The 26,229-nt window shown below is 32.6% G+C and carries 27 protein-coding genes and 1 pseudogene; 20 read left to right on the top strand and 8 right to left on the bottom strand.

Annotated features, from left to right (window positions below; genetic code table 11):
- The first annotated feature begins 537 nt into the window (after nt 1-537).
- The 5 genes from PC_RS04665 to PC_RS04645 all read left to right on the top strand — a co-directional run bounded on the left by PC_RS04665 (nt 538) and on the right by PC_RS04645 (nt 5,359).
- Nucleotides 538-1,308 (top strand): hypothetical protein, encoded by a 771-nt coding sequence (locus PC_RS04665; RefSeq protein ID WP_011175518.1) that lies wholly within the window; start codon nt 538-540, stop codon nt 1,306-1,308.
- A complete protein-coding gene (locus PC_RS04660; RefSeq protein ID WP_011175517.1) occupies nt 1,305-1,670 on the top strand; it encodes a hypothetical protein in 366 nt (121 codons plus the stop codon). Before PC_RS04665 ends, PC_RS04660 begins: the two co-directional genes overlap by 4 nt.
- A 1,538-nt stretch (nt 1,671-3,208) precedes the next feature.
- The gene (locus tag PC_RS04655) at nt 3,209-3,433 is read left to right on the top strand and encodes a hypervirulence associated TUDOR domain-containing protein (protein ID WP_039358190.1); all 225 of its coding nucleotides are present in this window, start codon (nt 3,209-3,211) and stop codon (nt 3,431-3,433) included.
- A gap of 424 nt (nt 3,434-3,857) precedes the next feature.
- Complete coding sequence (locus PC_RS04650; protein WP_011175514.1) at nt 3,858-4,712, top strand: bifunctional methionine sulfoxide reductase B/A protein; 855 nt, start codon at nt 3,858-3,860, stop codon at nt 4,710-4,712.
- 359 nt (nt 4,713-5,071) lie between these two features.
- Nucleotides 5,072-5,359 carry a hypothetical protein gene (locus PC_RS04645; protein ID WP_011175513.1) on the top strand — a complete coding sequence of 96 codons (288 nt, stop codon included), beginning with the start codon at nt 5,072-5,074 and terminating at the stop codon, nt 5,357-5,359.
- 241 nt (nt 5,360-5,600) lie between these two features.
- On the opposite strand, the gene PC_RS04640 is transcribed toward PC_RS04645, so the two are convergent.
- From PC_RS04640 to PC_RS04635, 3 genes and pseudogenes are all read right to left on the bottom strand, one after another.
- A complete protein-coding gene (locus PC_RS04640; protein WP_011175512.1) occupies nt 5,601-5,801 on the bottom strand; it encodes a YgaP family membrane protein in 201 nt (66 codons plus the stop codon).
- A gap of 145 nt (nt 5,802-5,946) precedes the next feature.
- Nucleotides 5,947-6,285: pseudogene (locus PC_RS11970) on the bottom strand (IS1 family transposase); the annotation flags it as partial.
- 45 nt (nt 6,286-6,330) lie between these two features.
- Complete coding sequence (locus PC_RS04635) at nt 6,331-6,510, bottom strand: hypothetical protein (protein WP_079890406.1); 180 nt, start codon at nt 6,508-6,510, stop codon at nt 6,331-6,333.
- A 245-nt stretch (nt 6,511-6,755) separates the two neighbouring features.
- Here PC_RS04635 and PC_RS04630 point away from each other — a divergent pair, with 245 nt between their 5' ends.
- A complete protein-coding gene (locus tag PC_RS04630; RefSeq protein ID WP_011175510.1) occupies nt 6,756-7,760 on the top strand; it encodes a hypothetical protein in 1,005 nt (334 codons plus the stop codon).
- Here the strand turns inward: PC_RS04630 and PC_RS04625 are convergent.
- A complete protein-coding gene (locus PC_RS04625; protein WP_044045428.1) occupies nt 7,757-8,026 on the bottom strand; it encodes a GIY-YIG nuclease family protein in 270 nt (89 codons plus the stop codon). The genes PC_RS04630 and PC_RS04625 overlap by 4 nt on opposite strands.
- Nucleotides 8,027-8,168: 142 nt before the next feature.
- Here PC_RS04625 and dcd point away from each other — a divergent pair, with 142 nt between their 5' ends.
- Both dcd and PC_RS11170 read left to right on the top strand, forming a co-directional pair.
- Entirely contained in the window at nt 8,169-8,735 is a 567-nt protein-coding gene (gene dcd, locus PC_RS04620; protein WP_011175508.1) for a dCTP deaminase, read from the top strand.
- Between the two features lie 18 nt (nt 8,736-8,753).
- Nucleotides 8,754-9,755, top strand: coding sequence for a class I SAM-dependent methyltransferase (locus tag PC_RS11170; protein ID WP_011175507.1), 1,002 nt, complete (start codon nt 8,754-8,756; stop codon nt 9,753-9,755).
- Nucleotides 9,756-9,888: 133 nt separating this feature from the next.
- Here the strand turns inward: PC_RS11170 and PC_RS04610 are convergent, their stop codons facing one another.
- Together PC_RS04610 and PC_RS04605 are read right to left on the bottom strand one after the other, a co-directional pair.
- Entirely contained in the window at nt 9,889-10,506 is a 618-nt protein-coding gene (locus tag PC_RS04610; protein ID WP_011175506.1) for a DedA family protein, read from the bottom strand.
- A 77-nt stretch (nt 10,507-10,583) separates the two neighbouring features.
- Complete coding sequence (locus PC_RS04605) at nt 10,584-11,072, bottom strand: ferritin (protein ID WP_011175505.1); 489 nt, start codon at nt 11,070-11,072, stop codon at nt 10,584-10,586.
- A gap of 592 nt (nt 11,073-11,664) precedes the next feature.
- On the opposite strand from PC_RS04605, the gene PC_RS04600 reads away from it, so the two are divergent.
- From PC_RS04600 to PC_RS04550, 11 genes are all read left to right on the top strand, one after another.
- On the top strand, nt 11,665-12,021 hold the full coding sequence (locus PC_RS04600) for a hypothetical protein (RefSeq protein ID WP_011175504.1): 357 nt from the start codon (nt 11,665-11,667) through the stop codon (nt 12,019-12,021).
- 190 nt (nt 12,022-12,211) lie between these two features.
- Nucleotides 12,212-12,736 (top strand): ferritin-like domain-containing protein, encoded by a 525-nt coding sequence (locus PC_RS04595; protein ID WP_011175503.1) that lies wholly within the window; start codon nt 12,212-12,214, stop codon nt 12,734-12,736.
- Between the two features lie 111 nt (nt 12,737-12,847).
- A complete protein-coding gene (locus tag PC_RS04590; RefSeq protein ID WP_011175502.1) occupies nt 12,848-13,714 on the top strand; it encodes an SDR family oxidoreductase in 867 nt (288 codons plus the stop codon).
- A 25-nt stretch (nt 13,715-13,739) separates the two neighbouring features.
- Entirely contained in the window at nt 13,740-14,744 is a 1,005-nt protein-coding gene (locus PC_RS04585; protein ID WP_011175501.1) for a ligase-associated DNA damage response exonuclease, read from the top strand.
- Nucleotides 14,741-16,333, top strand: coding sequence for an ATP-dependent DNA ligase (locus tag PC_RS04580; protein WP_011175500.1), 1,593 nt, complete (start codon nt 14,741-14,743; stop codon nt 16,331-16,333). The genes PC_RS04585 and PC_RS04580 overlap by 4 nt, the downstream gene beginning before the upstream one ends.
- Entirely contained in the window at nt 16,320-18,734 is a 2,415-nt protein-coding gene (locus tag PC_RS04575; RefSeq protein ID WP_011175499.1) for a ligase-associated DNA damage response DEXH box helicase, read from the top strand. Before PC_RS04580 ends, PC_RS04575 begins: the two co-directional genes overlap by 14 nt.
- Nucleotides 18,734-19,372: a ligase-associated DNA damage response endonuclease PdeM gene (gene pdeM, locus PC_RS04570; RefSeq protein ID WP_044044950.1), complete on the top strand. Its 639-nt coding sequence runs from the start codon at nt 18,734-18,736 to the stop codon at nt 19,370-19,372. The genes PC_RS04575 and pdeM overlap by 1 nt, the downstream gene beginning before the upstream one ends.
- A 148-nt stretch (nt 19,373-19,520) precedes the next feature.
- Nucleotides 19,521-19,955, top strand: a complete 435-nt coding sequence (locus PC_RS04565) for a thioredoxin family protein (protein WP_011175497.1) — start codon at nt 19,521-19,523, stop codon at nt 19,953-19,955.
- 577 nt (nt 19,956-20,532) lie between these two features.
- Nucleotides 20,533-20,775 (top strand): hypothetical protein, encoded by a 243-nt coding sequence (locus PC_RS11165; protein WP_181679055.1) that lies wholly within the window; start codon nt 20,533-20,535, stop codon nt 20,773-20,775.
- Nucleotides 20,776-21,168: 393 nt separating this feature from the next.
- On the top strand, nt 21,169-21,906 hold the full coding sequence (locus PC_RS04555; RefSeq protein ID WP_052278652.1) for a hypothetical protein: 738 nt from the start codon (nt 21,169-21,171) through the stop codon (nt 21,904-21,906).
- Nucleotides 21,907-21,939: 33 nt separating this feature from the next.
- A complete protein-coding gene (locus tag PC_RS04550; protein ID WP_011175494.1) occupies nt 21,940-22,662 on the top strand; it encodes a DUF8085 domain-containing protein in 723 nt (240 codons plus the stop codon).
- A 24-nt stretch (nt 22,663-22,686) separates the two neighbouring features.
- Here PC_RS04550 and PC_RS04545 read toward each other — a convergent pair whose 3' ends face one another.
- Nucleotides 22,687-23,265, bottom strand: coding sequence for a lipocalin family protein (locus tag PC_RS04545; RefSeq protein ID WP_011175493.1), 579 nt, complete (start codon nt 23,263-23,265; stop codon nt 22,687-22,689).
- A 191-nt stretch (nt 23,266-23,456) separates the two neighbouring features.
- On the opposite strand from PC_RS04545, the gene PC_RS04540 reads away from it, so the two are divergent.
- Complete coding sequence (locus PC_RS04540; protein ID WP_011175492.1) at nt 23,457-24,863, top strand: MBL fold metallo-hydrolase; 1,407 nt, start codon at nt 23,457-23,459, stop codon at nt 24,861-24,863.
- Nucleotides 24,864-25,669: 806 nt separating this feature from the next.
- Here PC_RS04540 and PC_RS04530 read toward each other — a convergent pair.
- Nucleotides 25,670-26,215 carry an HdeD family acid-resistance protein gene (locus tag PC_RS04530; RefSeq protein ID WP_011175489.1) on the bottom strand — a complete coding sequence of 182 codons (546 nt, stop codon included), beginning with the start codon at nt 26,213-26,215 and terminating at the stop codon, nt 25,670-25,672.
- Nucleotides 26,216-26,229: the final 14 nt, after the last annotated feature.

Here is a 26,229-nt window from a genome sequence, read left to right as displayed (position 1 = left end):
GTCTTGCTAATTATTGCTTGAATTCATCCAAGCCTTGACTGTTCTTTTCAAAGACAGAAATCGAAGCTGCTAAGCTCCTAGAATATTCTTGTAGGTTTCTTACGTTAAACTGGGATTAACAAAGCCCTTCAAAATAAATTATTTTAAAGGACTTAATTTTTACTAAATATGTTAACACATATATAAACATTCTATTCTAAAGCTTTTTCATAGTATTAAAAAATAATTTGATGGCTGGTGATGGTCAGTTTTCATGCCAAGTTTTATATCACCCAAACTTAAAATATTTTAATAAAAACAGCCTTATCATCTAAATGCAAAATAAATTTTAATATTAAAAAATTTTTAATTAAACTAATCTGTTTTCTACAGGCCTGACTTTAATGCGCATAAAGTTTAAAGTTGTTTAGAATGGGCTAATTATTAAATTTTTAAAATATCAAACCTTGAGTTTCAAAAACGAAAGTAATGATAAAATAAATTTTGAAAAAACAACTTGAATTTTTAACAAAAATGTATGATTAATTGGAGGAAATTATGAATCTTTGTGTCGATATTGTTAATTCTTATCAAGAGCTTAGTAAAGATGTCCATGTCAGTAAAGAAACAGGTCTTCCTGGTATTACAGATGAGGTGGCACAAAAATTTTTGAACCGAATCGGTTCATCGGCTTCTTTTTCACACATGAGTATTTCAGTTAGTATGACCACACAAATTCCTTTGGATCTTTGCTATAGTCTTTATAAATTTTATTTTTACCAAATTAAAAAGATTAATGATTTAACAGATGAAAATGCCATTTTAATACAGCTTGACAAAACTAAACAAATTGCGGATAAAGCTATTAAAGAATTTCGAGAATGTATGAAATTAATTGATGTAGGCGTAACACGAGAAATGGCCAAAGTTTTACCAAATTTCCTGTTAAATTATTTGTATGGGACTGAATTTGTGAAATTAACAGGTAAAATAAATCCAGGCTGCCAAATTGAAGAATTGACAAATTATTTTATTAGTCAAGTGCCTGAAACAAAGCTGGTCAATTTCCGCTTAGTTATTCAAAAAATGCGAAATATACATCTACCTTCTAACTTGTGGGCCATCGATGATTATAGACACAAAGTACCAAAACAAACAATGATACCAGCTGAAGTTTTTGCCAGGGTTCATCATCGAGCAATGGAAGATATGGTGCATCTATTTCATCAACATGCCGCTAATTTTGTAGATAAAATGCTAATAGATGAATTTTTTGAGGATTTCCCGGTTTTTCAAATCAATAAAGAAAGAGTAAGAGAGTTTATATGAATAATATTGATTTATGTGATAATAACAACAAACATTATTTAGCTGGTTATCAAAGTTGTCAAGAACAGGCATCCACACAAAAAAATATACAAACGACTTCTCTTTTTAGGTCGTTTAAATTTAGGGCAACTGTTACTTTATTCAAAATAGTAGATATTGTTTATCCTATATTTAAAATTTTCTTTCAGGTGCTTGAATGCGTTGGCCGTTATAGCTATTCATTAGTAAATGGACTTATTTCAATTAAAACTAAGTTTATAGGGATTGATTTTCACTTTTATTTCAATATTAATATTAATTATGATTACTCTAATACACAAAATTTACAGAATGCTGGTCCTGAACGCGCTTTGCTTTGCTAATTTTACGAGAGTATATTTTATTAGAATACCGCTAAATTAGAAATTTTTTGACAAATGAGAAATAATTACTGAACTATTAAATATTTTTTTACTGGACGTAAAAGTCATGTTGATTCACTTACCTCATATAAAATGAATTAATCGGAATGGGGTTAGGATAATGCTATTTCTAAAAATTCTCTTGAGAATAAATAATAAATATTTTAACACAAAAGTTTATAGTTTTTAAGAAAATCAAGCCATTTTCTTACAATTTCATGATTAGCCACAAAATGTTATAAAAACCGCTTCAATTATTAAAGTTGCGTATCGATAATCGTCAAAAAGTTTTTAACTGAGTATTATATTCAACTTTTTGTTGGGTAAGCAGCTGAACGAATTTGTGAATGTAAGCTAAACTTCATTTCGAATGAAACTATTTATATAAAAAACTTTTTAATTTCCCGCTCATTGAATATTCTGCCCAAGCGTTAAACATAGGATTGGATGTTTAATCCGTTTTTTACTGCACCCAAGAGTAAGGCCTATTTATTGCAAATATTCACGTATTTAATCAATTACTAGTTGATTCATAAATTTTGTTTTTTTTTTATTTATCTAAATTTTTGTTAATTTCCAAACCACATACTGCGGACGATCCAATCAAATCTAAGAATCAAATTTAACTTTAAGTAAAACAACAAGTGCTCGATTTAAATTTGTGTATGGATAAAAATAGGTAATGAAATTACTATTAAAAATAATTTTAAAGATTAAAAAGCACAAATTTATGTAAAAAAGTCGGGCTTAAGCGAAAAAAATACTTAAAAATGCATTAATAAAAAATTTAATAATTGGTAAAAAATGAACATAAGTAGCTTCAAATTACATTATCAAGGGTCATTAATCTGGTTAATTTTTTGGATGTTTGTTTTTTTTCCAATAGCCTTTGTTTTACTATTTACAAGCAGCACTTTCGAACTTGATCATTCAGTTTATTATCTTCGTTATAATGGCTCTCGTTTTTGGCTTTGCTTTTGGGTTTTGTTTTTTTTCCCCATTGCTTTCATTTTCATTTTTGTAAATGGCTTGTCTTTGTTTCAAGAGCGAATATTTTAACTCCTCTTTTGCCATCCATATTTTGTACACTTGTTAAAAGAAAGGAAATTTTTTTTGAAAAATTAGAATAAGAAGACGAATTTTATTCCATGATTTAATAAAATATAAACAAAGTATCAACACAAAACATCGCAAATTTTTAAATGATTTAACCGAAGAATTGTAAAATTTTGGCATCAGTTCAGTTATTCATAGCTAATTTTTCCCAATTGTTTACGATTTTTGGCTCACTACAAAGAGAAAATGATTTTTAGACTATTGATTGATAGTAAATTGATCAAAAAATCAAACTTAGTTATTAAAAATTGAATTATAATGCCTATTGGCCAAATTTGTTAAACTAAAATAAAATTTATAAAAAACAAAGCTAAGTAAAAAAATAATTTATAAATTAGATTAAATTTAGTTTGTAGATAAAAGAATAATTAAAAGGAGGAAAAATGACTCAATCTATAAAAAAGGGAGACTCTGTAACATGGAACTCTCAACAAGGCTCTATAAAAGGAAAAGTTGTTAAAAAAGTTGTCAAAGATGAAACTGTTAAAGTTGGGGAAAATAAAAAGCGACGGGTGAAAGCATCTAACGAAAATCCCCAAGTAATTGTAAAAAGCAATAAAACAGGAAAGCAAGCTGTCCATAAAGTAGAATCTGTAAAAAAACAGTAGGATAAAACACCCAAAAAATATTTTTAATAAAAAAATAAAAAATTTAGGCATGCTAATTTGATGATAATAATTGTCCTTTCGCCTAAAGGCTAAAATTTTTGGAGATTATCTCAGATGATTTATTCAAGTTTGAAAGATATTACGCTGCATTGAAATTCTTTAAAGCCTTACACCCATTTCGCGACAAAGATACCTTTTTTTGAAAAGATTTTCTTACTCAATTCACGCTGACGGGCGACCTGTATCACGCAAATAGGATTCACAAACTAATCTCAAAAAGACTTTAAACAAATTATAGAAATTTTGAGAATTAAATTGCCTCTCCCTTCTAATGTATTTATTTAAATACGCATTTTATTTTTTTTACTAAACTTGATACATAAGTGTAATTATCTTAAATTACCCTTAAATGATAAGGGGAAAAATGAAAAAATACCATTCTCTGACGCCGGAAGAAAATTCTGTCATCAATTTTAAAGGGACAGAATATCCAAACACAGGAAAATATAATCACTTTTCAGAACCCGGTGTTTATGTCTGCAAAAAATGTGATGCTCCTCTTTATTTATCTTCAGATAAATTCTTGTCTCATTGCGGCTGGCCTAGCTTTGATGATGAAATTAAAGGAAGCGTGGATAAGAAAGTAGATTCCGATGGGAGAAGAATAGAAATTTTGTGCCATCGATGTGGCGGACATTTAGGACATGTATTTAAAGGCGAAGGATTAACAACAAAAAATTTAAGGCACTGCGTGAACTCCGTATCTTTATCCTTCCTCCCTGCTTTAACGAAAGAGAGTTATGAACGAGCTTTATTTGCCGGAGGATGTTTTTGGGGAGTCGAGTATTTATTCCAAAAGCTTACAGGAGTTATTAAGACGAAAGTAGGATATAGCGGGGGAGTAACCATTGATCCTACTTATGAAGACATTTGTTCGGGAAGAACAAAACATGCTGAAACCTTAGAAGTTGTTTATGATAAGAATAAAATTACTTATGAAGCATTAGCGAAATTTTTTTTTGAGATCCACGATCCTTCTCAATTTCAAAGGCAGGGTCCAGATATTGGGAATCAATATCGCTCTGCTATTTTTTATTTAACAAAGCAACAAGAAGAAATAGCTCAGTGCCTAATCCAACTTCTTTCCACTAAAGGAATTCCTATCGTGACAGAAGTTATTCCAGCAAGTGTTTTTTATCCAGCAGAAAACTATCATCAAAATTATTATGGCAAAACAGGAAAGACACCTTATTGCCATATTTATACAAAGCGATTTTAATTCTTTGGTTATAAAAACAATAAAGATTAATAAAATTTTTTATTGATTGTTTTTTGTGGGGCGAATATGTTCGGGCAAAAGGCTCCAAACATTTATAAGAGCAAAAAAATTCAAAAATTTGCTCTCCCTTGGTGGTTATAACAATGAGGATGGGTGTTTGGAATAAGGTGGATTATCTTAATAAGTTATGAACTATTTGTTTCAAACGCTTTTCTTAATTTCTAATGTTACTCTCAATTCAAAAGGTTTGCTCTAAATCATATTTATTATATAAGGCGAATAAATAAGCGTTAAAAGCAGTTCTTCATAAATGTATTTTTTCATTTGATATTCATTAAACTCTCAATCAAGGAGTTCATATGTTAAAATTTTTTAAACAGCATTTAACGAAAACTTTATTTACTAGCTTAACTCTTCTTCCTTTTTTAGTTTTCGCCCATGGCGGGGGACGTTATCACGACCATCACGATGATCATCACTATCACCACTATTATGATCATGATCATTACTACCACAATAACTATTACTACGGTGGTTATTACGGAGGATATGCTTATCCGTATTATTATGGCACTCCTTATTATAATGCCTATCCCTATTATGAACCAGCTCCAAGTGCAGGAATTTATTTACAATTTGGGAAGTAAAAAAGGTAAAGTCGGCGTTAGTTAAATAAAAATTTAGCGCCGACTTTTAATAAGTTCAGCCGTTTAAACTGTTTGAGATATAAAATGACTTTAAAAATAGAAAAAGGAAAGATTGCAGAATCCGGAAACTGTATTTGTTATTAGGCAACATATTTTGAATTCCAACCACAGTAAACTAATTGAAATTAATTTATGAAGCTTAAAGGCTTTTAATTTTTCTAAAACACCAGTATGGAATTAATTATTTTTGATTTGTATCAATTGGGCAAGTATTCTTGCCGATAAGTTGATAGAAGAGACACCAACTAGCTACCGCTTCATAAAAAATAAAAAGGCTAAAAACTAGAGTTACCCAGCTACTTTCCCACCAAGCTAGAAATAAAAAAGTGAAGGCAAGGAATAAACGCACAAGACGATCGACTATTCCTATATTTTTTTGCATAATTGACCTTATCTTTCAATTCAAGAAATTTTCTTTTACAAACGTAAATCTTAAATATCTCTCTTTGGTTTTAAATTCAAGTCTATATTAAATAATGGTAGATATAGATGATAAAATTTGGATAGTGCTAAATAGTTAAGGCTCTTCATTGTGTATTGTAATCACAAATGAAATAGTTGATCATACCAATAGGATTAGTTAACTTCTTCGAAAAAAAGAGGGTTTTTCTCACAAGTTGAGAGCATCTTTGTCTAAGGGTGTTATTAAAACTTTTAATAGAGCTTGTTTTTCCCGCTTCCTTTCCAACTAAGTCGTTGTTGCATCCAAGGAGCTTCATCATACGCTGAGAATTTATCTGTATAAAAGAGGGCTTTTTTTAGCCTTCTAGTAATTTTCCCATTAGACATTCAGCATCTTTTCGCGTTCGCTTCCGGCCGTGCATGGCTAAAACCTGCCGCGTAGCAGTTTGAAAAACAAGCCACAATCGAGTCTAAAAGTTGACCAGCAACAAGCCTTTTAAAATTAACGTTTACAGCTTAAAGACTTCTTCATCGTTGAGCTTCGGAAACATCCATTCACCAAATTTTGCTTCCCATTGATAATAAGAAGCTATGCTGACTTCGTACTTGCAATAAACTTCTGTAAGAGATGTTTCAGAGTCAACTTCTTTTAGGATTTTAATGATTTGTTTTTTGAACTTTTTCTTCATACTATTTTCCTTTTTTTAAGATAGCATGATCAGGATTTGTTGCTTTTTGTTGGAACTTTTTGTGGGGCATGTCATCTTTTATGAAGGATAGCTTAGACGTAGCAACTTTTAGTTTGCTTGACAGAGTCAATCATTTTTTAAATAATAAAACATTAAAAAAAATACCGAGCGAAATTTTCTATTTTTGTTTTCATAATCTGTAGAATAAAAATAGAATGGAGTGAATGGAAAACAACAGGGTTTTTATGAAAGCATATATGACAAATAACCTAATTCGAACGATCAGTCATTTTAAAGAAAAAGAAGAATTTAATGCTTTTTTAGAAGCTTATAAGCAAGCAAGTGTAAACCTAGAAATTGACTCTTTTCAGCTTCATTTAAATTGGCCGTCTTTTTTAGAACTTATCGATTTAGAGGCATTATTTTGGTCTTTCCATCCATTAAATGAAGAAGATGCTCTTTATAGCTTTTTGCTCTCCATGTTAAATAAAAATGACCAACAAGTATTGTTAACCTGCTTGTATGATCAAGTTTTTATCGATTGTTTGACAAAAGTAAAAAACCTGCCTCAAATAGATCAAACGTTTCTTCTCAATCAAATTCAAAAAAAGCGAGATCTTATTCAGGTTCCTCTTGTTAAAGAATTATTTGCAGCTCCTTTAAATCATTATGAAAAATTATTACAAGTAGATCCTTATCATACTATTCATGATTTAACCCTCTATTTAGCTTGGGACCGTGTATGTATCAATCTCGCTGTGATCTTTGAGCATCCTTCTTTTAAATCTGTTGACGGATTGACTACATTGAAAGAATGCCTTATAGAGTCTTTTCAACATATTACGAAACAAGGAGAAACAGCCCCTGGTTTTTTTCGATTCATGGAAGCTTTGTATGCTATTTTAATGCGAGAGGAAAATTTACCAATTCACTCGGAAGAAGAGTGGTTAATTCTTTGCCAAAGTGCAGAAGCCCTGAGATCGCGAGAGGTTGTTTGCGATGCTCCTTATATCGATAAAATCCTAGTTGATAAATATTCAAATTCGAAAAAGCGTGCACAATTAATTCTAACGCTCGATTCTATAGAAAAAGTAAACGCTAGTTTAAAACTTGCTGAATTTGAAATTAAAAAATTAAATCAAGAGAAAATGGCTTGGAACTATTCTTTAGCACCAGTTGAAATTGTGTGTTTCAAACAAGAGGATCAAAAACTTCTTTTTAATACAATTATTAGACAAGAATATTTTTAATTTTCATGAGTTTGATGCTCAATTAATTCTATTTTTTGTTGACGATTCATTTTTTTTATAGAAATCTCCCGTTTAGTAGCCTCAGATCGATTAAGTTGTTTTTCTCTAAATACGATTTTTTCTGGTTCGGATATTTTAAAAAAACGGGCTCCTTTGCCTTGTTCGCGATGCTCTTTAAATCGCCTTTCAATATCTTTTGTAATTCCTGTATAAAGTTTACCAGAACGCGTTTGGATAATATAAACTTCCCAGTTGTTAGCAGTCATTTCCATACTTCCTAGATAAAAAGTGCGACATTAATAGATAAACAATCTAGCATACCATTAAAATTTTCATTTTTACTAGTGACAAGAGCGGAAGATTTTTTTACACTGAAATGAATTGTTAATATCTTAACCAGGAATCGCAATGAGTATTTGTTCGGATAATTGGATTATAGAGAAATGTCTTAAAGAGAAAATGATTGAGCCTTTTGTAGATAAGCAAGTGCGATTTGAGAATGGAGAGAAAATTATTTCTTATGGAGTTTCTTCTTATGGTTACGATATTCGAGTTTCAAACCAATTTCAAATATTTACTAATGTTTACGGTTCTATTGTAGACCCTAAGCAATTTGACACAAAAAGTCTTGTAAAAATAGAAGATGATGTGTGCGTTATTCCTCCTAATAGCTTTGCGCTAGCAATAACTTTGGAATATTTTCGCATCCCTGAAAATGTTTTGACGATTTGTGTGGGAAAATCCACATATGCCCGTTGTGGAATTATTGTCAACGTTACTCCATTCGAACCTGGCTGGGAAGGATATGCTGTCTTAGAAATTTCAAACACAACACCACTTCCGGCCAAAATATATGCCGGAGAGGGAATTGCACAAGTCCTGTTTTTTGAAGGAAAAGAGAAATGTTTGTATACATATGCTGCTAGAAATGGGAAGTATCATCGGCAAATGACACTGACGTTGCCTTTACTATAAATTATAATGGAAACCTTAATGAATCCTACTCCTCCATTTATTCTTCCTACCATTGTCGATGGAGAAGATAAAAGCTCACTATTGACGAATCGCATACGAAAAAATTATCGACACATTCGAAAATGGGCTAAGCGCACTCAAACCAATTGTTTTCGCATTTATGATAAAGAAATTCATCAATATCCTTTAGCCATTGATTTTTATGATGGTCGATTTTGTGTTCACTATTTTTCTAAAGCAGCCAATGATAATGATTATGATCCCCCTAAAGAATTAAAAGAGGCAACGATTCATGCGTTAAAAACAATTTTTAATGTGGAAGAAGAGCTCATTTTTTGGCGGACCAGATCTAAGCGAAAAGAAACACGCCAATATGAAAGGCAAGGAAATGCTAAAGAATTTTTTTCGATTGTTGAGTTTGGCGTTCAATTCAAAGTTAATCTTATCGACTATTTAGATACGGGACTTTTTTTAGACCATCGAGAAACACGTAAAATGGTGACGCAGGCTTCCATTAATAAAAAATTGCTCAATCTTTTTGCTTATACCTGTTCTTTTAGCGTTCATGCAGCTGCTTCAGGAGCTATTTTTACTAAAAGCGTAGATATGTCTAATACATACACAGAGTGGGGAAAAGATAACTTCCGACTCAACTCTTTGTCTCTTCAAAATAATGAAGTTATTCGTGCTGATTGTTTAAAATTTTTGGATGACGAAATTAAAAAAAACTTACAATACGATGTCATCGTAATTGATCCTCCGACCATTTCTCGATCTAAGAAAATGGATCAACTATTTGATATCCAAGTTGATTATGTATCAATGCTTTCTAAAGCCTTAAAATTATTACAAAAAGATGGCGTCATTTTTTTTAGTACGAATTTTCGCAAATTTGTTTTTAATCAAACTTTATTTCCCTTTTGTTTAATTCAAGATGTTTCTCATAAAACCATCCCTATTGATTTTCATGACTCAAAGATACACCGATGTTGGAAAATCATTAAGAAAGCTGATTTCTAAAAAAATTGTTAATATACCAGATATTATTCATGGTTGAAATGGCCAAGCTTTTATTTATTTTGATCAATATCAATTTAAAAAAGTTAAAAATATGAGGGGTGATAATTGCCTTAGGTTTGACTATAGTAGGTTTTTAATTCACAGTACTTTTTCTTTTTTTTGTAAAAGCATAGACAAGATAGGTTAAAGTTAATAAAACAATGATAAAAATTGTCGTTTGATCACCTTTCCCTAGATGATGGAAAAATGATAAGCCATAATCTCCAAAGAAGTAGCCGAGTGAGAGAAAGCTAGAAACCCAAACGAGGGCTCCGCTATAGGCGAAAAGAGTAAATTCTTTAAATTCTAAACGGGACATACCTGCTGAAAATCCAGTAAAATGTCTGACACCCGGAATAAAATAACCAATAAATAATGCCCATTTTCCAAAACGCTCAAACCATTGATGTGCTTTATCGAGATGTTTTTGGGTTAATCCAAACCATTTTCCTGTTCGATTAAAAAAATAGATGCCTGCTTTTAAGCCTAGTAAATAACTAGCAGTAATTCCGCAAACACTTCCTCCCAAACAAGCGATAATGGTTTCTGTAATTTTTAAACTTCCATTTTTCATCAAAATTCCGCTGATAACTAAAAGTGTTTCTTCTGGAACGGGAAAAGCAATAATTCCAAGAGCTAATAATGCAAAAAGAGCAAAAACTCCATATTGCTCAAGCCATGGTATTAAGGCATCAATATTGACATGTTCCATTTAAAATCCTTTAAAGTTCTGGGAAAGAGAGTAAAGGTTAAGGAGTATGTTTGTAAATACACTCCTTAATCAAATTTTTAGCTAATTTTCTTTTGGAAGTTTTGATCAATCACAAACAAGGCGGCTTTGTCATCACCAATTAATATAATTTGGTCTAAATTATCTTGAGCATTTTTTTCTTCTTCGACTTGCTCTGTGATAAACCATTGGAGAAAGACATGTGTTGCATGATCTTTTTCTTGAACAGCTAACTCATAAATTTGATAAATCAAATGCGTGACTTTTCTTTCCTGTTCAAGAGCAAGTTTAAAAATCTCTTCAATAGAATTAAATTTCACAGGAGGTTTATCAATTGGTTGAAGATCTACATGAAGGTTTCGATCGATGATATAATTATAAAACTTCATCCCATGCTCATGTTCCTCTTCAGCTTGTTTACGAAACCATTTTGCAAATCCATCTAAGGGAATATTATCAAAATACGATGCAATAGAAAGATAAAGGTAAGAGGAATAAAACTCGTGCTTGATTTGCTCATTTAAGGCTGTATAAATTTTGTCGTTCATAACTAAACTCCTTATGATTATAGATGATTTTTTGCTACATTCTAAACGTATTTATAATAATTTTATCACTCATCTATAAATTTGTTTTTTGAATTAAATATACTTCATCTAGATAGGCAATTAATTTTTAGCAAAAAAGTACTTTAGCAGGTTAGTTGATTATACCAAACTACTGAAATAAATAAAAAAATAAAATTTAATAGCATTCTTGAATAAAATGGCTAAAAATAGCTCTGAAAGGCAATTTTAACTTATATAAAATGAAAATTCCTAAATTTTGGAAAAAAAACATTGACGATTATTGCAATTAAATTTGTATAGGTTTTAAATGAATGGTGAACGACAAATCCTAAATAGTAAGTTTTAACTTTGCTATGAAAGGGGTCAATAGCTAAGGAAGTTTTTATAAAAGTGCTGTATTATCTAAAAAAAGCTAAAAAACTAATAAGAGCTAATATTAGATTATTTTCAGAAATAAAAATTTATCCATAGTGCTCCATTAATTTTGTCGATTCAAATTTGAATAAGTCCTTTTATTTGTTTTAGTTGCTAACATTTGAGTACATTCTTTTTTTTTAAAAAGGGGTAACATATGGCTAATAAAACTAATCGTCAGACTGAATCCAGTCAAAACCATTCTCAAAGTTCAAATTACAGAAAAAATGCCCAAACTCGTTATGAGGAAAAAGGTCTGCATCATCCTATGAGTCGCGAAGAAGCTGGCCGCCGAGGAGCAGAAGCTCGTTGGGGAAGAGAACACGATGAAGATTACGATGGACGTAGAAGCCATCGAGGCAGATCTTCAGGTGAGGAGCCTATGAGTCGCGAAGAAGCAGGTCGCCGAGGAGCGGAAGCTCGTTGGGGAAGAGAACATGGTAACGACGATAGCAAAACTTTTTCTGGAAATGATTATCAAGGCAATACTGATGAGCAAAACGATGAAAGTTAATATTCATTCATCTTTCTTAAATAAAAAAATAATGTTGTAAAAAATAAATGATAGGAAATCTTGATTTCCTATCTATTTTTCTTTAAGGAACGTTATCGATTCAAAGTTCTTCACGATTGAATTTTTATTAAGCAAGTATTCAATCTCGATTCCTTTTGATGGATAACATAAAAACATAAAGGATAGGTCAATGAAACAACAACAAACTGGCTTACATAAATTATTTATTGATGAATTGCAAGACATGTATAGTGCGGAAAAGCAAATTACAGAGGCCATGCCCAAATTAACTAAATCAGCTTCTCTACCTGAATTAAAAGAAGCACTCATGGATCATTTGAAAGAAACAAAAACTCAAGTAGCTCGTCTGGAACAAATCTTTGAGATAATGGGTTTACCAGCCAAAGAAAAACTTTGTAAAGCGATGGAAGGAATATTGAAAGAAGGAGAAGAGCTCACAAAAATTATGGAAAAATCAACTACATTAGATGCAGCTATTATCAGTGCTGCACAAAAAGTTGAGCATTATGAAATTGCTTCTTATGGAACGCTGTGTAGCTTTGCTAAACATCTTCAGTTGAATAGCCAAATCCGAGATCTTCTTAAAGATACACTTGATGAAGAAAAGGCTGCGGATAAAAAATTAACAAAGCTTGGAGAAGGCTCATTTTTTACATCGGGAGTCAATGCTGAAGCCGCAGAAGCAAAAAAATAATGCATAAATAAAATTAAAGGTTATTTCTTAAAGGACTTTTTACAAAATGCCTTCTATTTTGTAAAAAGTCCTCTTATTCTAAACTTATTATTCGAAATTTAGGAGATTCTGATGATTGAAAAACAGAAAGAAAAGACATTTCCTCCTCAAAAGCAAACTCCTCCTGGTGAACAATTTAAAATGTATCCTTTACCTAAAGATGAGAAAAAAGATTTAAAAGGAAGCGGTAAATTATTTGATCAAGTAGCCATTATCACGGGAGGCGATAGCGGGATTGGAAGAGCAGTAGCGATTAGTTTTGCAAAAGAAGGAGCTGACATTGTAGTTGTTTATTTAAATGAACATAAAGATGCGGAAGAAACAAAAAAGCTTGTTGAAGAGAAAGGGAGAAAATGTTTGTTAATTGCAGGGGACATTGGCCAGAATAGTTTTTGCCAATCCGCGATAAAAGAAACGATTCAAGCTTTTGGAAAACTCAATATTTTAGTCAATAATGCGGCTGAACAGCACCCGCAAGTTTCTATTGAAGATATTACTGAAGAGCAGTTAGAGAAAACTTTCAGAACGAATATTTATTCTTTATTTTTTATGACTAAGGCTGCACTTCCCCATTTAGAAAAGGTTAAAGGGACCATCATTAATACAACCTCTGTTACGGCTTATAAAGGAAAAAAAACTTTAATTGATTATTCAGCGACTAAAGGCGCTATTGTTGCTTTTACTCGTTCTTTATCTTTATCATTAGTTGAAAAAGGAATTCGGGTCAATGGCGTGGCACCAGGGCCTATTTGGACACCTTTAATTACTTCAACTTTTTCTGAAGAAAAAGTTTCTGTTTTTGGTTCTAATGTTCCTATGAAGCGAGCTGGGCAACCAGATGAAGTAGCCCCTTGTTATGTCTTCTTGGCTTCTCAAGATTCTTCTTATATTTCAGGACAAATTTTGCATCCTAATGGGGGAGAAATTATTAATGGTTAAAAAAATTGGAATTTAAGGCTCCCATATGGAAATTCCTTTAAAAGTCATTAAACAAGGTTTATATTGCCCAGACGGAGATTTCTTTATTGATGCTTGGCAACCAGTCCCTCGTTGCATCATCACGCATGCGCATGGCGATCATGCTTATGCTGGTCATGGACACTACATTGCAACTGATGAAACGATTAAAATTCTACGGAAAAGAATTGGAGGCGAGTTTGAAAGCGAAGCTTTAACATATAATCAGAAAATCAAACTTGGAAATACATGGGTTTCATTGCATCCAGCAGGGCATATTTTAGGATCGGCGCAAATAAGAATCGAAACACCTGGCTGTGTCACAGTCATATCGGGTGATTATAAGCGAGCAAAAGATGAAACGTGTTTACCATTTGAAGTAGTTGAATGTGATATTTTCGTCACTGAATCTACTTTTGCCTTGCCCATTTATCAATGGCCTCATAGTCACACCATTGCCAAACAGATCAAAGAGTGGTGGTTGGAGAATGCCACTCATGATTACCCTTCTATTTTATTTTGTTATTCACTTGGCAAAGCACAACGGGTTTTGTCGATGTTAGCGGACCAAGAAAATTTTGTGTATTTGCATGGAGCTATATGTTCATTGTCAAAAATCTATGCAGAAATGGGAATCAAAATGGCTCGTTTTAAGCCTGTTTCGGAAGGTGAAAAGGGGATGAAATTTTCTAAAGAGCTTATACTAGCTCCACCTTCGGCAGCGGGAACTCCATGGTTGAAACGTTTTCCAAGTTGTCGGACAGCTTTGGCGTCCGGTTGGATGCAAGTAAGGGGAACAAGGCGTCGCCACGCTTTAGATCGTGGGTTTATTTTATCTGATCATGCAGATTGGAAAGCATTGATTGAAACAATTTCACAAACACAAGCAAAAATTATTTTAACTACTCACGGGAATGCTTCTACGTTGGCTCAATATTTACGCGAAACGCGAAACCTCGATGCCAGAGAGTTAAAGGGGCTAGATGTTACTTTAGTGAGTGAGGATCAATGAAAAATTTTTCACTTCTTTTTGAACAGATTGATCAAACACAATCAACGAATGAAAAAGTCTCTTATATTCAAAAATATTTTGCTGATTCTTCCCCAGCCGATGGAGCATGGGCTCTTTTTTTTTTAAGCGGGCATCGTTTAAAAAGATTAATTAGTGGAAAGAAATTATTAAAGTGGTGTCAGGAACTTTTGCAACTTCCTGATTGGTTGGTAGAAGAATCATATGCAGCCGTAGGAGATACAGCAGAAACAATTTCTTTATTATTACCTTTTAAAGAAAAAGAAATTAAAAATAAACTGACCCTTTCCGAATGGATGGAAATGCGAATTAAACCACTTCAAGGTCTTCTAGAAGAAAAACAAAAAGAGCAGATTTTTCTTTACTGGAATGAACTGAACACTAAAGAGACTTTTATTTTTAACAAAATACTGACGGGTTCTTTTCGCGTTGGTGTTTCTTCTTTGTTAACATTAAAAGGATTAAGCCAAGCATTAGAAATTCCTCGTGAAATTTTAAGTCAGCATGTAATGGGAACCTGGGAACCCACAGCAGAATTTTTTGCTAGTTTGAGTATCACAGATGATCGTAAACAATATTTAAATCCTTATCCCTTTTATTTGGCTTATCCTTTTGAAGGCGATTTAAAGACATTAGAAAATCCGTTTGATTGGTTAGCAGAATGGAAATGGGATGGGATCCGAGCACAAGTTGTCAAAAGGGGAGGGGAATGTGCCATTTGGTCAAGAGGAAATGAATTAGTTTCTTCGCAATTTCCCGAAATTATGGAAGTTTGCAAACAACTTCCAGACGGGACGGTATTAGATGGAGAATTGATTGCTTATCAATCGAATCGCCCCTTAGCATTTGGAGAATTACAAAAACGCCTTGGAAGAAAAAATGTGTCAAAAAGTATGCAAAAAAATATTCCAGTAATTTTAATGATTTATGACGTTTTAGAATATCGGGGGGAAGATATTCGTAAATTACCTTTGGGCGATCGAAGAGACGTTTTGAAATGTTTAAACCTAGAATCCCCACAGCTTCTCATTTCGGATGAAATCTCTTTTTCAAACTGGGAAGAGTTAAGCGAAAAACGAGCTTTAGCTAGACAACAAGGGACAGAAGGAGTGATGTTAAAGAAGCGAAACTCTTTTTATGGTGTAGGACGTCAAAAAGGAAATTGGTGGAAGTATAAAATTGATCCGATGGTCATTGATGCTGTTTTAATGTATGCTCAAGCTGGTTCAGGTAGAAGGGCTAATTTATTTACAGATTATACTTTTGGTATTTGGAATCAAAATGAATTAATTCCCATTGCTAAAGCTTATTCTGGTTTAGATCAAGGGGAAATCAACAAGTTAGATCGTTGGATCCGAATGCATACCGAAGAAAAATTTGGCCCGGTTAGAAAAGTAAAGACAGAACAGGTTTTTGAGATCGCTTTTGAAGGGATACAGCGTTCTAATCGCCATAAATCAGGAATAGCTCTACGATTTCCTCGCATCAAAAGATGGAGAACTGATAAACCTTATCAAGAATGCGATGATTTAGAAACAATTATAAAAACGTTTTTACATGACTCTTCCTAAGCATTCACTCATTGAACAATGGTTTAATTTTAAAAAATGGGAACCTCTTCCCTTTCAAAAAGAAGCCTGGTTAAAATTTTTAGAAGGAAAAAGTGGGTTAATTTCTGTTCCGACAGGGGCTGGTAAAACATATGCTGCTTATCTTTCAGCTCTTTCTAAGCTTCATGAAGATCCCAAAAAAGGAATTCAAATCTTATACATCACTCCTTTAAGGGCTTTAGCAAAAGATTTGGAAAGCGCTCTTAAAGCTCCTATTGATGATTTAAAATTGATTTACCGCGTCGAAAGGCGCACAGGAGATACTTCCTATATAAAAAAAGAAAAGCAGAATAAACATCCCCCAGAAATTTTGATTACGACTCCTGAGAGTTTGGCTGTGATGCTTTGCAATGGTCACGCAACTTCTCAATTTAGCTATCTACAGTCCATTATTGTCGATGAATGGCATGAGCTGTTAGCTTCTAAAAGAGGCGTCTTGTTTGAGCTTTGTCTATCTCGATTAAAAGCTTGGAAACCTTCCGTACAAATTTGGGGATTAACCGCGACAATTGGCAATATTCAGCAAGCTGCACAAGTTTGTGTAGGAGTTGATCGCAGTCCCATCATTGTAAATGCAAAAATGGAACGAGAAGTCATCTTAACGGCTGTATTGCCAGAATCTTTGGATAAGCTCCCGTGGACAGGAAGATTGGGTTTACGATTACTCCCTTACGTTCTAAATCGACTAAACTTCAATCAATCTACTCTTATTTTTACTAATACACGCTCGCAAACAGAAAGATGGTATCAAGCGATATTAGAGGCGAGGCCTGAATGGAAAAACTTAATAGCCATTCATCATAGTGCCATCGATAAAAAAACAAGGGAAGGAATAGAAGAGGGGATTAAATTTGGTTCGATTCGTTTTGTTGTTTGCACCTCTTCTTTAGATTTAGGAATCGATTTACCAAGGGTTGAAAAAGTCATTCAAATTGGCTCCCCTAAAAGTGTTGCACGGCTTCTTCAAAGAGCTGGGCGCTCTTCTCATCGCCCTCTTACGCCTTGTTACATTGAAGTTGTTCCTACACATGCCCTAGAATTAATCGAAATTCAAGCTTATCGACTAGCTATTAAAGAACATCATATTGAAAGCCGTTTGCCTTTAAAAAATTGCTATGATGTTTTAATGCAGCACATGATGACATGTGCAATTGGAGAAGGTTTTCAAAAAGATGAACTTTTTTCTCAGATAAAAACAACAGCTTGTTTTCAAGATTTGAGTTTGAAAGATTTTGAAGATTGCTTGCATTTTTTAATTTCGGGAGGAAATTCTTTAAAAGCTTACCCTGAATATAAAAAGCTAGTTTATTCAAATGACAAATACATTGTTGAAGATAAAGGATTGATTCGTCGGCATAAAATGAGTATCGGAACCATTTCTTCTGATTCTCAAATTACCGTTAAATGGACCAAAGGAAAAGCGATTGGAATGATAGAAGAATCTTTTTTGACGAATTTAAAACCTGGAGATCATTTTCTTTTTGGGGGAAAACAATTACAGTTAGTTCAATATCGAGACATGACAGCTTATGTTCGTTTAGCCAAACATAAGCAAAAACATGCAGCCGTTTGGAGAGGAAGCCATCTTCCTTTTTCAGCGTCTTTAGGAGTAGAGCTAAGAAAAGTATGTGAGCAAAAAATATCGCTTAACTCGTCCGACCAAGAAAAATTTCTTTTAGATCAAATCATTCAATTACAACAAAAATTTTCGTATCTTCCTACGACAAAACAGCTTTTGATTGAATTAACAAAGTCTCAGGAAGGATGGCATCTTTTTGTTTATCCTTTTGAAGGTAAAATTATCCATCAAGGTCTTGCTTTGTTAGTTGCTCATCGTTTATCAAAAAAAGCGTCTCAAACTTTTACAATAAGTACAAATGATTATGGATTTGAATTGCTGAGCCGGAAGTCTTTCCAGGAGGAAATGCTAACAACGGAACTTTTTTCAACTCAATATATGAATGAAGACATCCAGGAATTGATTAATACTCAAGAAATTGGAAAAAGGTATTTTAGAGATATTGCTAGAATTGCAGGATTAATCTTTCCAGGTTATCCACACAAACATAAAACAAATAGACAAGTACAAATCAGCAGTAGCCTTTTATTTGATGTTTTACAAAAATATGACGCAAATAATTTGCTGCTACAGCAAGCTAAAAAGGAAGTATTAGATATTCAATTTGAAAAAATTCAGCTAAAAAATTGTTTAACACGTTTATCTCAAGCTCAATTAATGATAAAAAAACTCAAAAAATTTAGCCCCTTTGGATTGGAGTTATTTGTAGAACGCGTTAATGACACTTTATCTACAGAAAGCTTAACAGAGCGAATTAAGCAAATTCAAAATAGTTGGTTCTGATGAAATGCCTCATTGAAAATCAAACATGTCATTTTTTGCCTCAAAGAGGAGTTTATTGGGAAGAACAAAAAACGTTGATAATCGCGGATGTTCATTTGGGAAAAGCTACCACGTTTAGAAAAGCAGGCATACTTATTCCGGACGGAAGCATGGAGGCGGATTTACGGCAACTCAATTTATTGATACAGAACTTACAGCCAGATCATTGTATTGTTGTGGGTGATTTGATTCACGCGACGAGTGGTTTGTCTGAATATGTACAAAATACGTTTACTGATTGGTTAAAAATGCTGCCTTGTGACTTACATTTAGTCATGGGTAATCATGACAAAAACCTTGTTAAACATTTGCCTAAAACATGGTCGTTTCACATTCATGCTAATCATTTCTTGATGGAACCATTCTATTTCTGTCATATTCCTTGCTTACAAAAACCCTGGTTTGTTTGGTCAGGCCATCTTCATCCAAAAATTGAGCTAAAAAGTAGACATGATCGTTTAAGTTTGCATTGCTTTCAAATTTTTCCTAAGCTTGGTATTTTACCTGCTTTCAGCGAATTTGTTGGAGGTTCATTTGTGAAAAAAGACTCAGATTGTAACATTTTTGGTATCGTGGATTCTTCGGTGATTAAACTTTAATTTCCTTTTTTACTTTGTTAGAAAAACAAAAAATTTCACCTACATAAAATATTTTACATTTTTTTGGTGGGTATTTAAATTATCATAAATTTTCTATGATTTTTTAAAATAGGTGCTATACCGTAACTTTTAATCCTGAGATGAAAAAATGAAAGTTTTAAATTATCTTCTTTGCCTTTTTATTTGCCTGACAGCCTTGGTCTATAGCGAGATAAAATCTGTTAAAGATAAAATCTGTTGCGATCTTAATGCTTCTTCGATTGTTGAAGTCACTCAAGATAACTTTAAACAGCTGATATTTCCAGAAAAACCTGTTATTTTGATGATTTATGCAGAATGGTGTGGGTGTTGCTGTCGCTTTCAACCTATTTTGGAAACGTTTAGCGAAAGTTTTAAAGAATCTATCCGTTTTGCTAAATTAAATTATGATGAAGAAACTGATTTAGCTGATTCTTTCGATATCAACTATTTTCCTACATTTATATTTATTGATTCAGGGATCGTTATGGATAAAACTGATGAAATAGATACTCAAGAAGAGTTGGAATCTCAAATTTTTGCATGGATAAATCAATTAAACTAACCTAAATATGAATAGGTTTATCAAATTAGAATATTTAATTTAACTTCTTTTTTTAATAGATCTTTCTTCTCCCTGTGAATACTTTTTGAAAAATTTTAATCAATGTAAAGTTTTTTTTGATTAAAATTACAAAAAAATTCAGGTTGAGATTAACAGGTTATTTTTTCTAGCATACATTGCTTACGTAAACCACGTGAAAATTTAATCTTTGAGATACGCACCAGTCCTTTACAAAGGGAATAATACCAAGTGCTTAAATCAATGATAAACAACAAAAAGGTTTTTTATGAAAAAAGTAGGGCTATTTTTTTTTCTATTTTTGTGTTTTTTCACAACATCATACAGCTTCGCACAAAATAACAAAGGTAACCTTGACAATAAGGTAGCACAGAGAGATAACAATTACCAAAGCCAAGGTGAACAAGCTTTTTATGGTGCAAATAATTCAGATGCTTGTGCACTTGCGGAAAGGCCAGTTGGTGATTGCTACTCTTTGTACTACAAATATGAACCATGCTACTACAATAAATGGCACTGCAAATATGTTCCACAATTCATTCAAAAGAAACATTGCCGTATGGTTCCCCAGTACTATGAAAAAACATGCTGCAGATATATTCCACAATACTATTCTAAAATTTGCTGCCATCAAGTTCCTAAATACTACTATACAACAGATGGTCGCTATGTTCCAAAATATACTTGTGAACGTTGCTACAAACATGTCCCAAAATATTACTACAAACATACAACCAGACCAGTTCGTGGAACTTATTGCGCGCCATCTGCCTGTGCTCTAAGACGTGAAGATGCACGTTAAAAATTTAGCTTTTTTGACAGGTAGATGTTTTCTACCTGTCAATATCAATTTTAAAATAATTTATGACATATTTTATGCCAATTTATCTCTATTACCTTCCTTTTCCTTCTCTCATAGATTAATTTCATAAAAAAAATCAGAAATAATTAATATTTTTAGATTGGTTTGATTTGGAACATATGCTGTAATTGACAATTAATAAAAAATTTGTCAGAAGTGCACTCTTGGATGAGAGCTTTGATAAATTAAATTTCGTCTGCTAACGACTTCAAATTAATATTAAGCGAAAGTGGCGATAACAAAATCGTCCTACATATCCTTGAATTATTAAAAATCGGTTTTACAATGAAAAATGATCATTTCTTCCTCTTCTTTCTCTTGGGTGTATGTTCTTTGTTTGCTTCTTTAAGAGCAGACTATTATGAAAATCAAGGAGATCAAATATTTGTTGGCCCTGAAATATATCACGTTGAACGAACAAAAAAAGCAGGCGCTAAACAAGATGGTTACCTCTACGGTGTTAGGCTTGGTTATGAACGAATTAAAAAAGATAAAATTTATGTTGGCGTAGATTTTTTGTATGCAGAAGGATCTATGAAAGGGAAATTGGGAGAAGAAAAAATCAAGTCAATTTTGACTGATATCAATATTGAGGAAAGAATTGGTTATACCTTAGCGTCAAATTGTGGGTGGAAGCCTTCTTTTACTCCTTACATTGGTGTAGGGAAATTTTGGGAAAAGAATGAATATAAGCATCCTTCACCATTTCGATTTCATTTTTACAATAGTTTCTTATATATTCCTATTGGATTTTTATCTCATTTAGACTTTACAGATAATTTTAGGATGGGAATAAATTTTAAAGCTAGGTACATTTTAGATAGTCATCATACGATTACGCATGATTCTGAATTTGGTAAAATTCATCAAAAATATGAGGAAAAAGTTCAATATCGTGTTGAATTACCTATGACTTATTTTACTTGTTTTTCTCAAAAAAAAGTGTCTGTTAGCTTAGTTCCGTTTTATGAATATCGACATTATGGATATCGAATCAATTTTCCCTTTGATTTTATTGAAACTAAATTCAATTTGTATGGGGCAAATTTAAAGCTGCTTTATTTATTTTAATTTTAAAAAATTTAAATTCGAACAAGGAAAAATATGTATAAACAATATAAAAACTTTTTATTTTATACGTTTATTTTAGCGGGATATTTACCAAGCTTTGTTTGTGGCAGAAACATTAGTTTAGTCGATTCGGAAGGGCGGCTTGCTAACTTTTCTATTGCTCAAGAGGATAAGTTTACAGATGTGATCGATTGGCTTGAATGCTACTACAAAAACAGTTTGGAAAATATCCAGCCTGAAGGATTTCTTTCAAATGATTTAGCGTTGACGATTGTTGTCTCTAATAACGATGTATTGATTAGAAAAAGCACTACAAATCGTGATTATTATGCGGAAGTTTCCAAAGATGAGAGAAAAGATATCGATTTTATTGTAACGAGCCTGGCTTACGAATCATTGCTTAGTTTAGCCAGTTTACGCTCAGACTTGCAAGATGCGGGAAAACGTATTGATAAAGTACATCCACTTAATTTTTTAAAGGTCATTTTTACAGATGAAAAGCTGAAGACCGGAGTTCACGCAATCCGTAATAGAACGATTTGGAATGAATTTATAGCGGGAAATGTCACTAGTTTAAATGAAGAATTTAAAAAAAATAATCTGAAAGATGAATATATTCGAGATTTCTCTCGTAAAATCGGAGTCGATTTTAATAAAATTACTCCTTATATCAAACAAAAGAAATGGAAAGAATTTGTCAATTATCTTATTGATAATATTCCAAGAGCCAATGATCCTAACCGATATAATATGTAGAGGTATTGTTAACTAAAGCAGCATTTATTTTGTTGCTTTAGCAGAAGAATCTTGTTTGGCTCGAAATACATTTAAAATGTTTAAATCCGGCATCAAAAGAACAACTTTATCTAAAATTTGTTTATAAATAACTTCAGGTAAAAAGGGTGTGCGGCTTAATATCCACAAATGTTTTTGATCAGAATCACTAACAGCTGCGTAACTATAATCATCTGCTAAAATAATGATCCAGTAATCTCCAATAGGCAATCCTTTATACTGTTCTGTAGCCGGAAAGGTGATTTTCCACTTTGCCTGCGTTTGTTTATCAATAATTTCGGCTGTTCCTTCTGCCCTCTGGACAGATTTAAAAAAACTATTTATATCGCATTGATTAACAACCTGAATGATTCCATCACTTTGCATTGTATAAATAACCATTGGGTTATGATAACATCCTCTATCCCATGGCTCATCTAAACGGGCAATTTCATACCAGGTGCCCATATAACGATTTAAATCGACATTTGAAACTGTTTGAAAGGGAGGATATTCTATTCCTTGAATATTTTGGTAATAAAGAAAAAGACTAGAAAATAGAATTACAAAAAAATGATGTCTCATTATGCCTATCCTTAAATCACTATTGATCATTTCGATTTTTTATCGAAAAATAACGTTAATTTAAAGCAAAATGTATAAAATATAAAATTCTTTCGAAATTATGCTCAGATAAAATCTATTTATGGTAAACGGTTAATGTACTAAATACTGTGAAAAACCATTAATTTTTCCAAAAATGTTATAGTTAATATATGTTTTTTCAAAAAATTTACACTCCAGGCCTGGCAATTAATACTTATTTGTTAGGAGATGAAACGACCAAAGAATGCGTCGTGATAGATCCTACTCGTGTAGTTACTCCGATCATTATGGCTGCTGAAAACGCTGAAATGCACATCAAAGCTATATTGGAAACGCATGTGCATGCTGACTTCATTTCCGGGGCTAGAGAATTAAAATTTCAATTAAAAAATGCTCCAATTATTTATTCTTCGGGGTTTGGCGGAGAGCAATGGGTTCCCGCTTATGCTGATCATATTGTCAAAGAAGAAGATGTTTTGTCATTCGGATCTATTCGTTTAAAACCTCTGCATACGCCAGGACATACGCCTGAACATATCATGTGGATTTGTTATGATGAAACAAGAAGCCATGATCTTCCCTGGTTCATTTTTTCCGGGGATTGTTTATTTGTAGGTAGTGTAGGAAGACCGGATTTATTAGGAGAAAATGCGTTTAACTTTCTTGCTAAAGAGCTTTATCAAAGCTTATTCGTCAGGATTGCTCATTTACCGGATTCTGTTGAAGTCTTTCCTGCACATGGAGCCGGCTCTCTTTGTGGTAAAAACATTGGAGGAGTAGACGCAACAACTTTAGGTTACGAGAGAACTTGTAATCCTTATTTAAATCCAATTGAAGAAACAGAATGGATTAAAAGTATTAGTCAGGATTTGCCTGCAATTCCTCCCTATTTTTCTCTCATGAAAAAAATAAATGTCTCTAATCCACCTTTATTGAGTGAACTAAAAGTTGAAAAAGTCTGTTCTGAAAGAGATTTAGATTTGAATTTGTGTTTTTTATTAGATGTTCGTTATCCAGAACTTTTTGCGCGATTTCATCTTCCAGGGTCCGTCAATATCCCTATGACACCTTCTTTTTATTCATGGGCAGGATGGCTTATTCCCCATAATATCCCATTAATCATTATTACAAACCGTGAAAATCAAATGAATGATATCGTGTCTCAATTGCGCTTAATTGGCTTTGATCAGCCCTTTTATTTATTTGTACTAAAAGATGACGCAGAAAAAAAGATGAATCGTATTGAGTGTTTTAGTTATCTAACCCCAGAAGAACTTGCAAAAAGATTGCACGACCCGAAAGAAAATGTTTTTGTTTTAGATGTACGAACCACCTCAGAATGGCACTCTGGCCATATTGCAGATGCTTATCACGTGGAGTTAAATAATCTTTATCAATATATGCATAAAATCCCTCAAAATCGTTTAATTGCAGTCATTTGCCGATCTGGAATACGCGCGTCTACAGCAATATCCCTACTAAAAAAATATGGCTTTAATCACGTTGTCAATGTAAGAGGAGGAATGCAAGCTTGGATCGACCTTGAATTTCCTATAATTACTTCTGATAAAGAATAAAAAATAAGGCTGCTTATTTAATATCTTTCCTAGTGGTTTTTCAACCACACAAATCTCTGTTTAAGGTGAGCTAACCACTTATTTTTTAATGATTTTCTATTTATCAAACTTTAATTAATTATAAATTTAAATAATTATTTGATTTTATTCATTTATTTATCCATTCACTAAAATTGATAAATTGATCTGCAGGATTCCTAAATTATTGTTGAATTAACTAGTGTCAGACATTTGAAAATTTTGTGGGGACTCCATGAGCTAAGTTTTGGAAGCTAAAGAATCGTGAAAATTTAAATCTAAATTTCTCAAGTACTAAAATCTTACACATTTTTGCATATGACAAATTACAAGGATTTGAAGCTAATCCTGTTAAAAAAAAGTTAGTGCCATGTTTGTAACAATTTAACGGATTTACCCTTTCCTTTTCCTCATGTTGAAACATATTATATTAATTTTCTTTACCATCTAAAGACAAAACAATTTACCTGATTGGCTGTAACAGATTATTAGATCATTATATATCTCCTATTCTTTTTTCAAGAATCTTTTACTATCTATCCTCTAAGTTCAAGCGAAAGAAATGGCAATAAAGAGTTTTAGCTTTGATAAGCTTTTTGAAAACTTTTCAGACTGTCCCTCTAAACACTCTACGCATTAAAGAAAAAGGATTGGATCCGATTACAATCCTTCTTCTAATCGAATATATTCGGCTAAAGAGACGTTTTGGAATAAATAACATTTGTTTGGAGACGCGTTTAAAATTAGAGATTCAAAAATTAGAATGATTACTTACTTTTAAACACGACTTATTTTAATTGTTCCTGATCAATTTTAGTTATTCCTAAAGCTAAAAATGTAAGCGATAATCCAAAAAATAGTAAATTGATTCCGACCAAAAGGCCAAGTACCCAAAATGCTGTTTCTGGCCAGCCCATCCAAATGATTCCAGCCATCATTAATGATAAGGCTCCGCTAAAGATAAACCATATCCAGCTGTTAGTAGATTTCAGTTGAAATCCCATGATGATTTTGGCAACACCTTCAAAAATGAAAAAGAGCATTAATAGTATTGTTAACGAAATGACACCAGCGGAAGGGTCAATAAGCAATAAAATTCCAAATAGAAGATACATTAAACTCACAACGAAGGAAGCCCAAAATCCTTTTTCACGATAGGATTGAAATGTTCGATAGGTTTGAATAACACCACCTAACAAAATAAGCCACCCTATAAACAATTCTGTACTTAAAGTTGAAATCCCTGGTAATGCGATTGCTATTATGCCTAGAAGGGCAAATAAAAATCCTTCAATTATTAAAAGAGTCCGGTTTTTTTGAATAGATTCAAGCATGTTGTCTCCTCTAA

This window comes from Candidatus Protochlamydia amoebophila UWE25 (genome assembly GCF_000011565.2).
Taxonomy (GTDB): Bacteria; Chlamydiota; Chlamydiia; order Chlamydiales; family Parachlamydiaceae; genus Protochlamydia; species Protochlamydia amoebophila.
The sequence above is the reverse complement of the archived record's forward strand: the minus strand, read 5'-3'. Positions and strand labels throughout refer to the sequence as shown.

What these genes read in the sequence shown, in the direction of transcription:
- PC_RS04665 (WP_011175518.1), top strand. Translation starts at nt 538, where the DNA reads ATGAATCTTTGTGTCGATATTGTTAATTCTTATCAAGAGCTTAGTAAA.
- PC_RS04660 (WP_011175517.1), top strand. Translation starts at nt 1,305, where the DNA reads ATGAATAATATTGATTTATGTGATAATAACAACAAACATTATTTAGCT.
- PC_RS04655 (WP_039358190.1), top strand. Translation starts at nt 3,209, where the DNA reads ATGACTCAATCTATAAAAAAGGGAGACTCTGTAACATGGAACTCTCAA.
- PC_RS04650 (WP_011175514.1), top strand. Translation starts at nt 3,858, where the DNA reads ATGAAAAAATACCATTCTCTGACGCCGGAAGAAAATTCTGTCATCAAT.
- PC_RS04645 (WP_011175513.1), top strand. Translation starts at nt 5,072, where the DNA reads ATGTTAAAATTTTTTAAACAGCATTTAACGAAAACTTTATTTACTAGC.
- PC_RS04640 (WP_011175512.1), bottom strand. Translation starts at nt 5,801, where the DNA reads ATGCAAAAAAATATAGGAATAGTCGATCGTCTTGTGCGTTTATTCCTT.
- PC_RS04635 (WP_079890406.1), bottom strand. Translation starts at nt 6,510, where the DNA reads ATGAAGAAAAAGTTCAAAAAACAAATCATTAAAATCCTAAAAGAAGTT.
- PC_RS04630 (WP_011175510.1), top strand. Translation starts at nt 6,756, where the DNA reads ATGAAAGCATATATGACAAATAACCTAATTCGAACGATCAGTCATTTT.
- PC_RS04625 (WP_044045428.1), bottom strand. Translation starts at nt 8,026, where the DNA reads ATGACTGCTAACAACTGGGAAGTTTATATTATCCAAACGCGTTCTGGT.
- dcd (WP_011175508.1), top strand. Translation starts at nt 8,169, where the DNA reads ATGAGTATTTGTTCGGATAATTGGATTATAGAGAAATGTCTTAAAGAG.
- PC_RS11170 (WP_011175507.1), top strand. Translation starts at nt 8,754, where the DNA reads ATGAATCCTACTCCTCCATTTATTCTTCCTACCATTGTCGATGGAGAA.
- PC_RS04610 (WP_011175506.1), bottom strand. Translation starts at nt 10,506, where the DNA reads ATGGAACATGTCAATATTGATGCCTTAATACCATGGCTTGAGCAATAT.
- PC_RS04605 (WP_011175505.1), bottom strand. Translation starts at nt 11,072, where the DNA reads ATGAACGACAAAATTTATACAGCCTTAAATGAGCAAATCAAGCACGAG.
- PC_RS04600 (WP_011175504.1), top strand. Translation starts at nt 11,665, where the DNA reads ATGGCTAATAAAACTAATCGTCAGACTGAATCCAGTCAAAACCATTCT.
- PC_RS04595 (WP_011175503.1), top strand. Translation starts at nt 12,212, where the DNA reads ATGAAACAACAACAAACTGGCTTACATAAATTATTTATTGATGAATTG.
- PC_RS04590 (WP_011175502.1), top strand. Translation starts at nt 12,848, where the DNA reads ATGATTGAAAAACAGAAAGAAAAGACATTTCCTCCTCAAAAGCAAACT.
- PC_RS04585 (WP_011175501.1), top strand. Translation starts at nt 13,740, where the DNA reads ATGGAAATTCCTTTAAAAGTCATTAAACAAGGTTTATATTGCCCAGAC.
- PC_RS04580 (WP_011175500.1), top strand. Translation starts at nt 14,741, where the DNA reads ATGAAAAATTTTTCACTTCTTTTTGAACAGATTGATCAAACACAATCA.
- PC_RS04575 (WP_011175499.1), top strand. Translation starts at nt 16,320, where the DNA reads ATGACTCTTCCTAAGCATTCACTCATTGAACAATGGTTTAATTTTAAA.
- pdeM (WP_044044950.1), top strand. Translation starts at nt 18,734, where the DNA reads ATGAAATGCCTCATTGAAAATCAAACATGTCATTTTTTGCCTCAAAGA.
- PC_RS04565 (WP_011175497.1), top strand. Translation starts at nt 19,521, where the DNA reads ATGAAAGTTTTAAATTATCTTCTTTGCCTTTTTATTTGCCTGACAGCC.
- PC_RS11165 (WP_181679055.1), top strand. Translation starts at nt 20,533, where the DNA reads ATGGTTCCCCAGTACTATGAAAAAACATGCTGCAGATATATTCCACAA.
- PC_RS04550 (WP_011175494.1), top strand. Translation starts at nt 21,940, where the DNA reads ATGTATAAACAATATAAAAACTTTTTATTTTATACGTTTATTTTAGCG.
- PC_RS04545 (WP_011175493.1), bottom strand. Translation starts at nt 23,265, where the DNA reads ATGAGACATCATTTTTTTGTAATTCTATTTTCTAGTCTTTTTCTTTAT.
- PC_RS04540 (WP_011175492.1), top strand. Translation starts at nt 23,457, where the DNA reads ATGTTTTTTCAAAAAATTTACACTCCAGGCCTGGCAATTAATACTTAT.
- PC_RS04530 (WP_011175489.1), bottom strand. Translation starts at nt 26,215, where the DNA reads ATGCTTGAATCTATTCAAAAAAACCGGACTCTTTTAATAATTGAAGGA.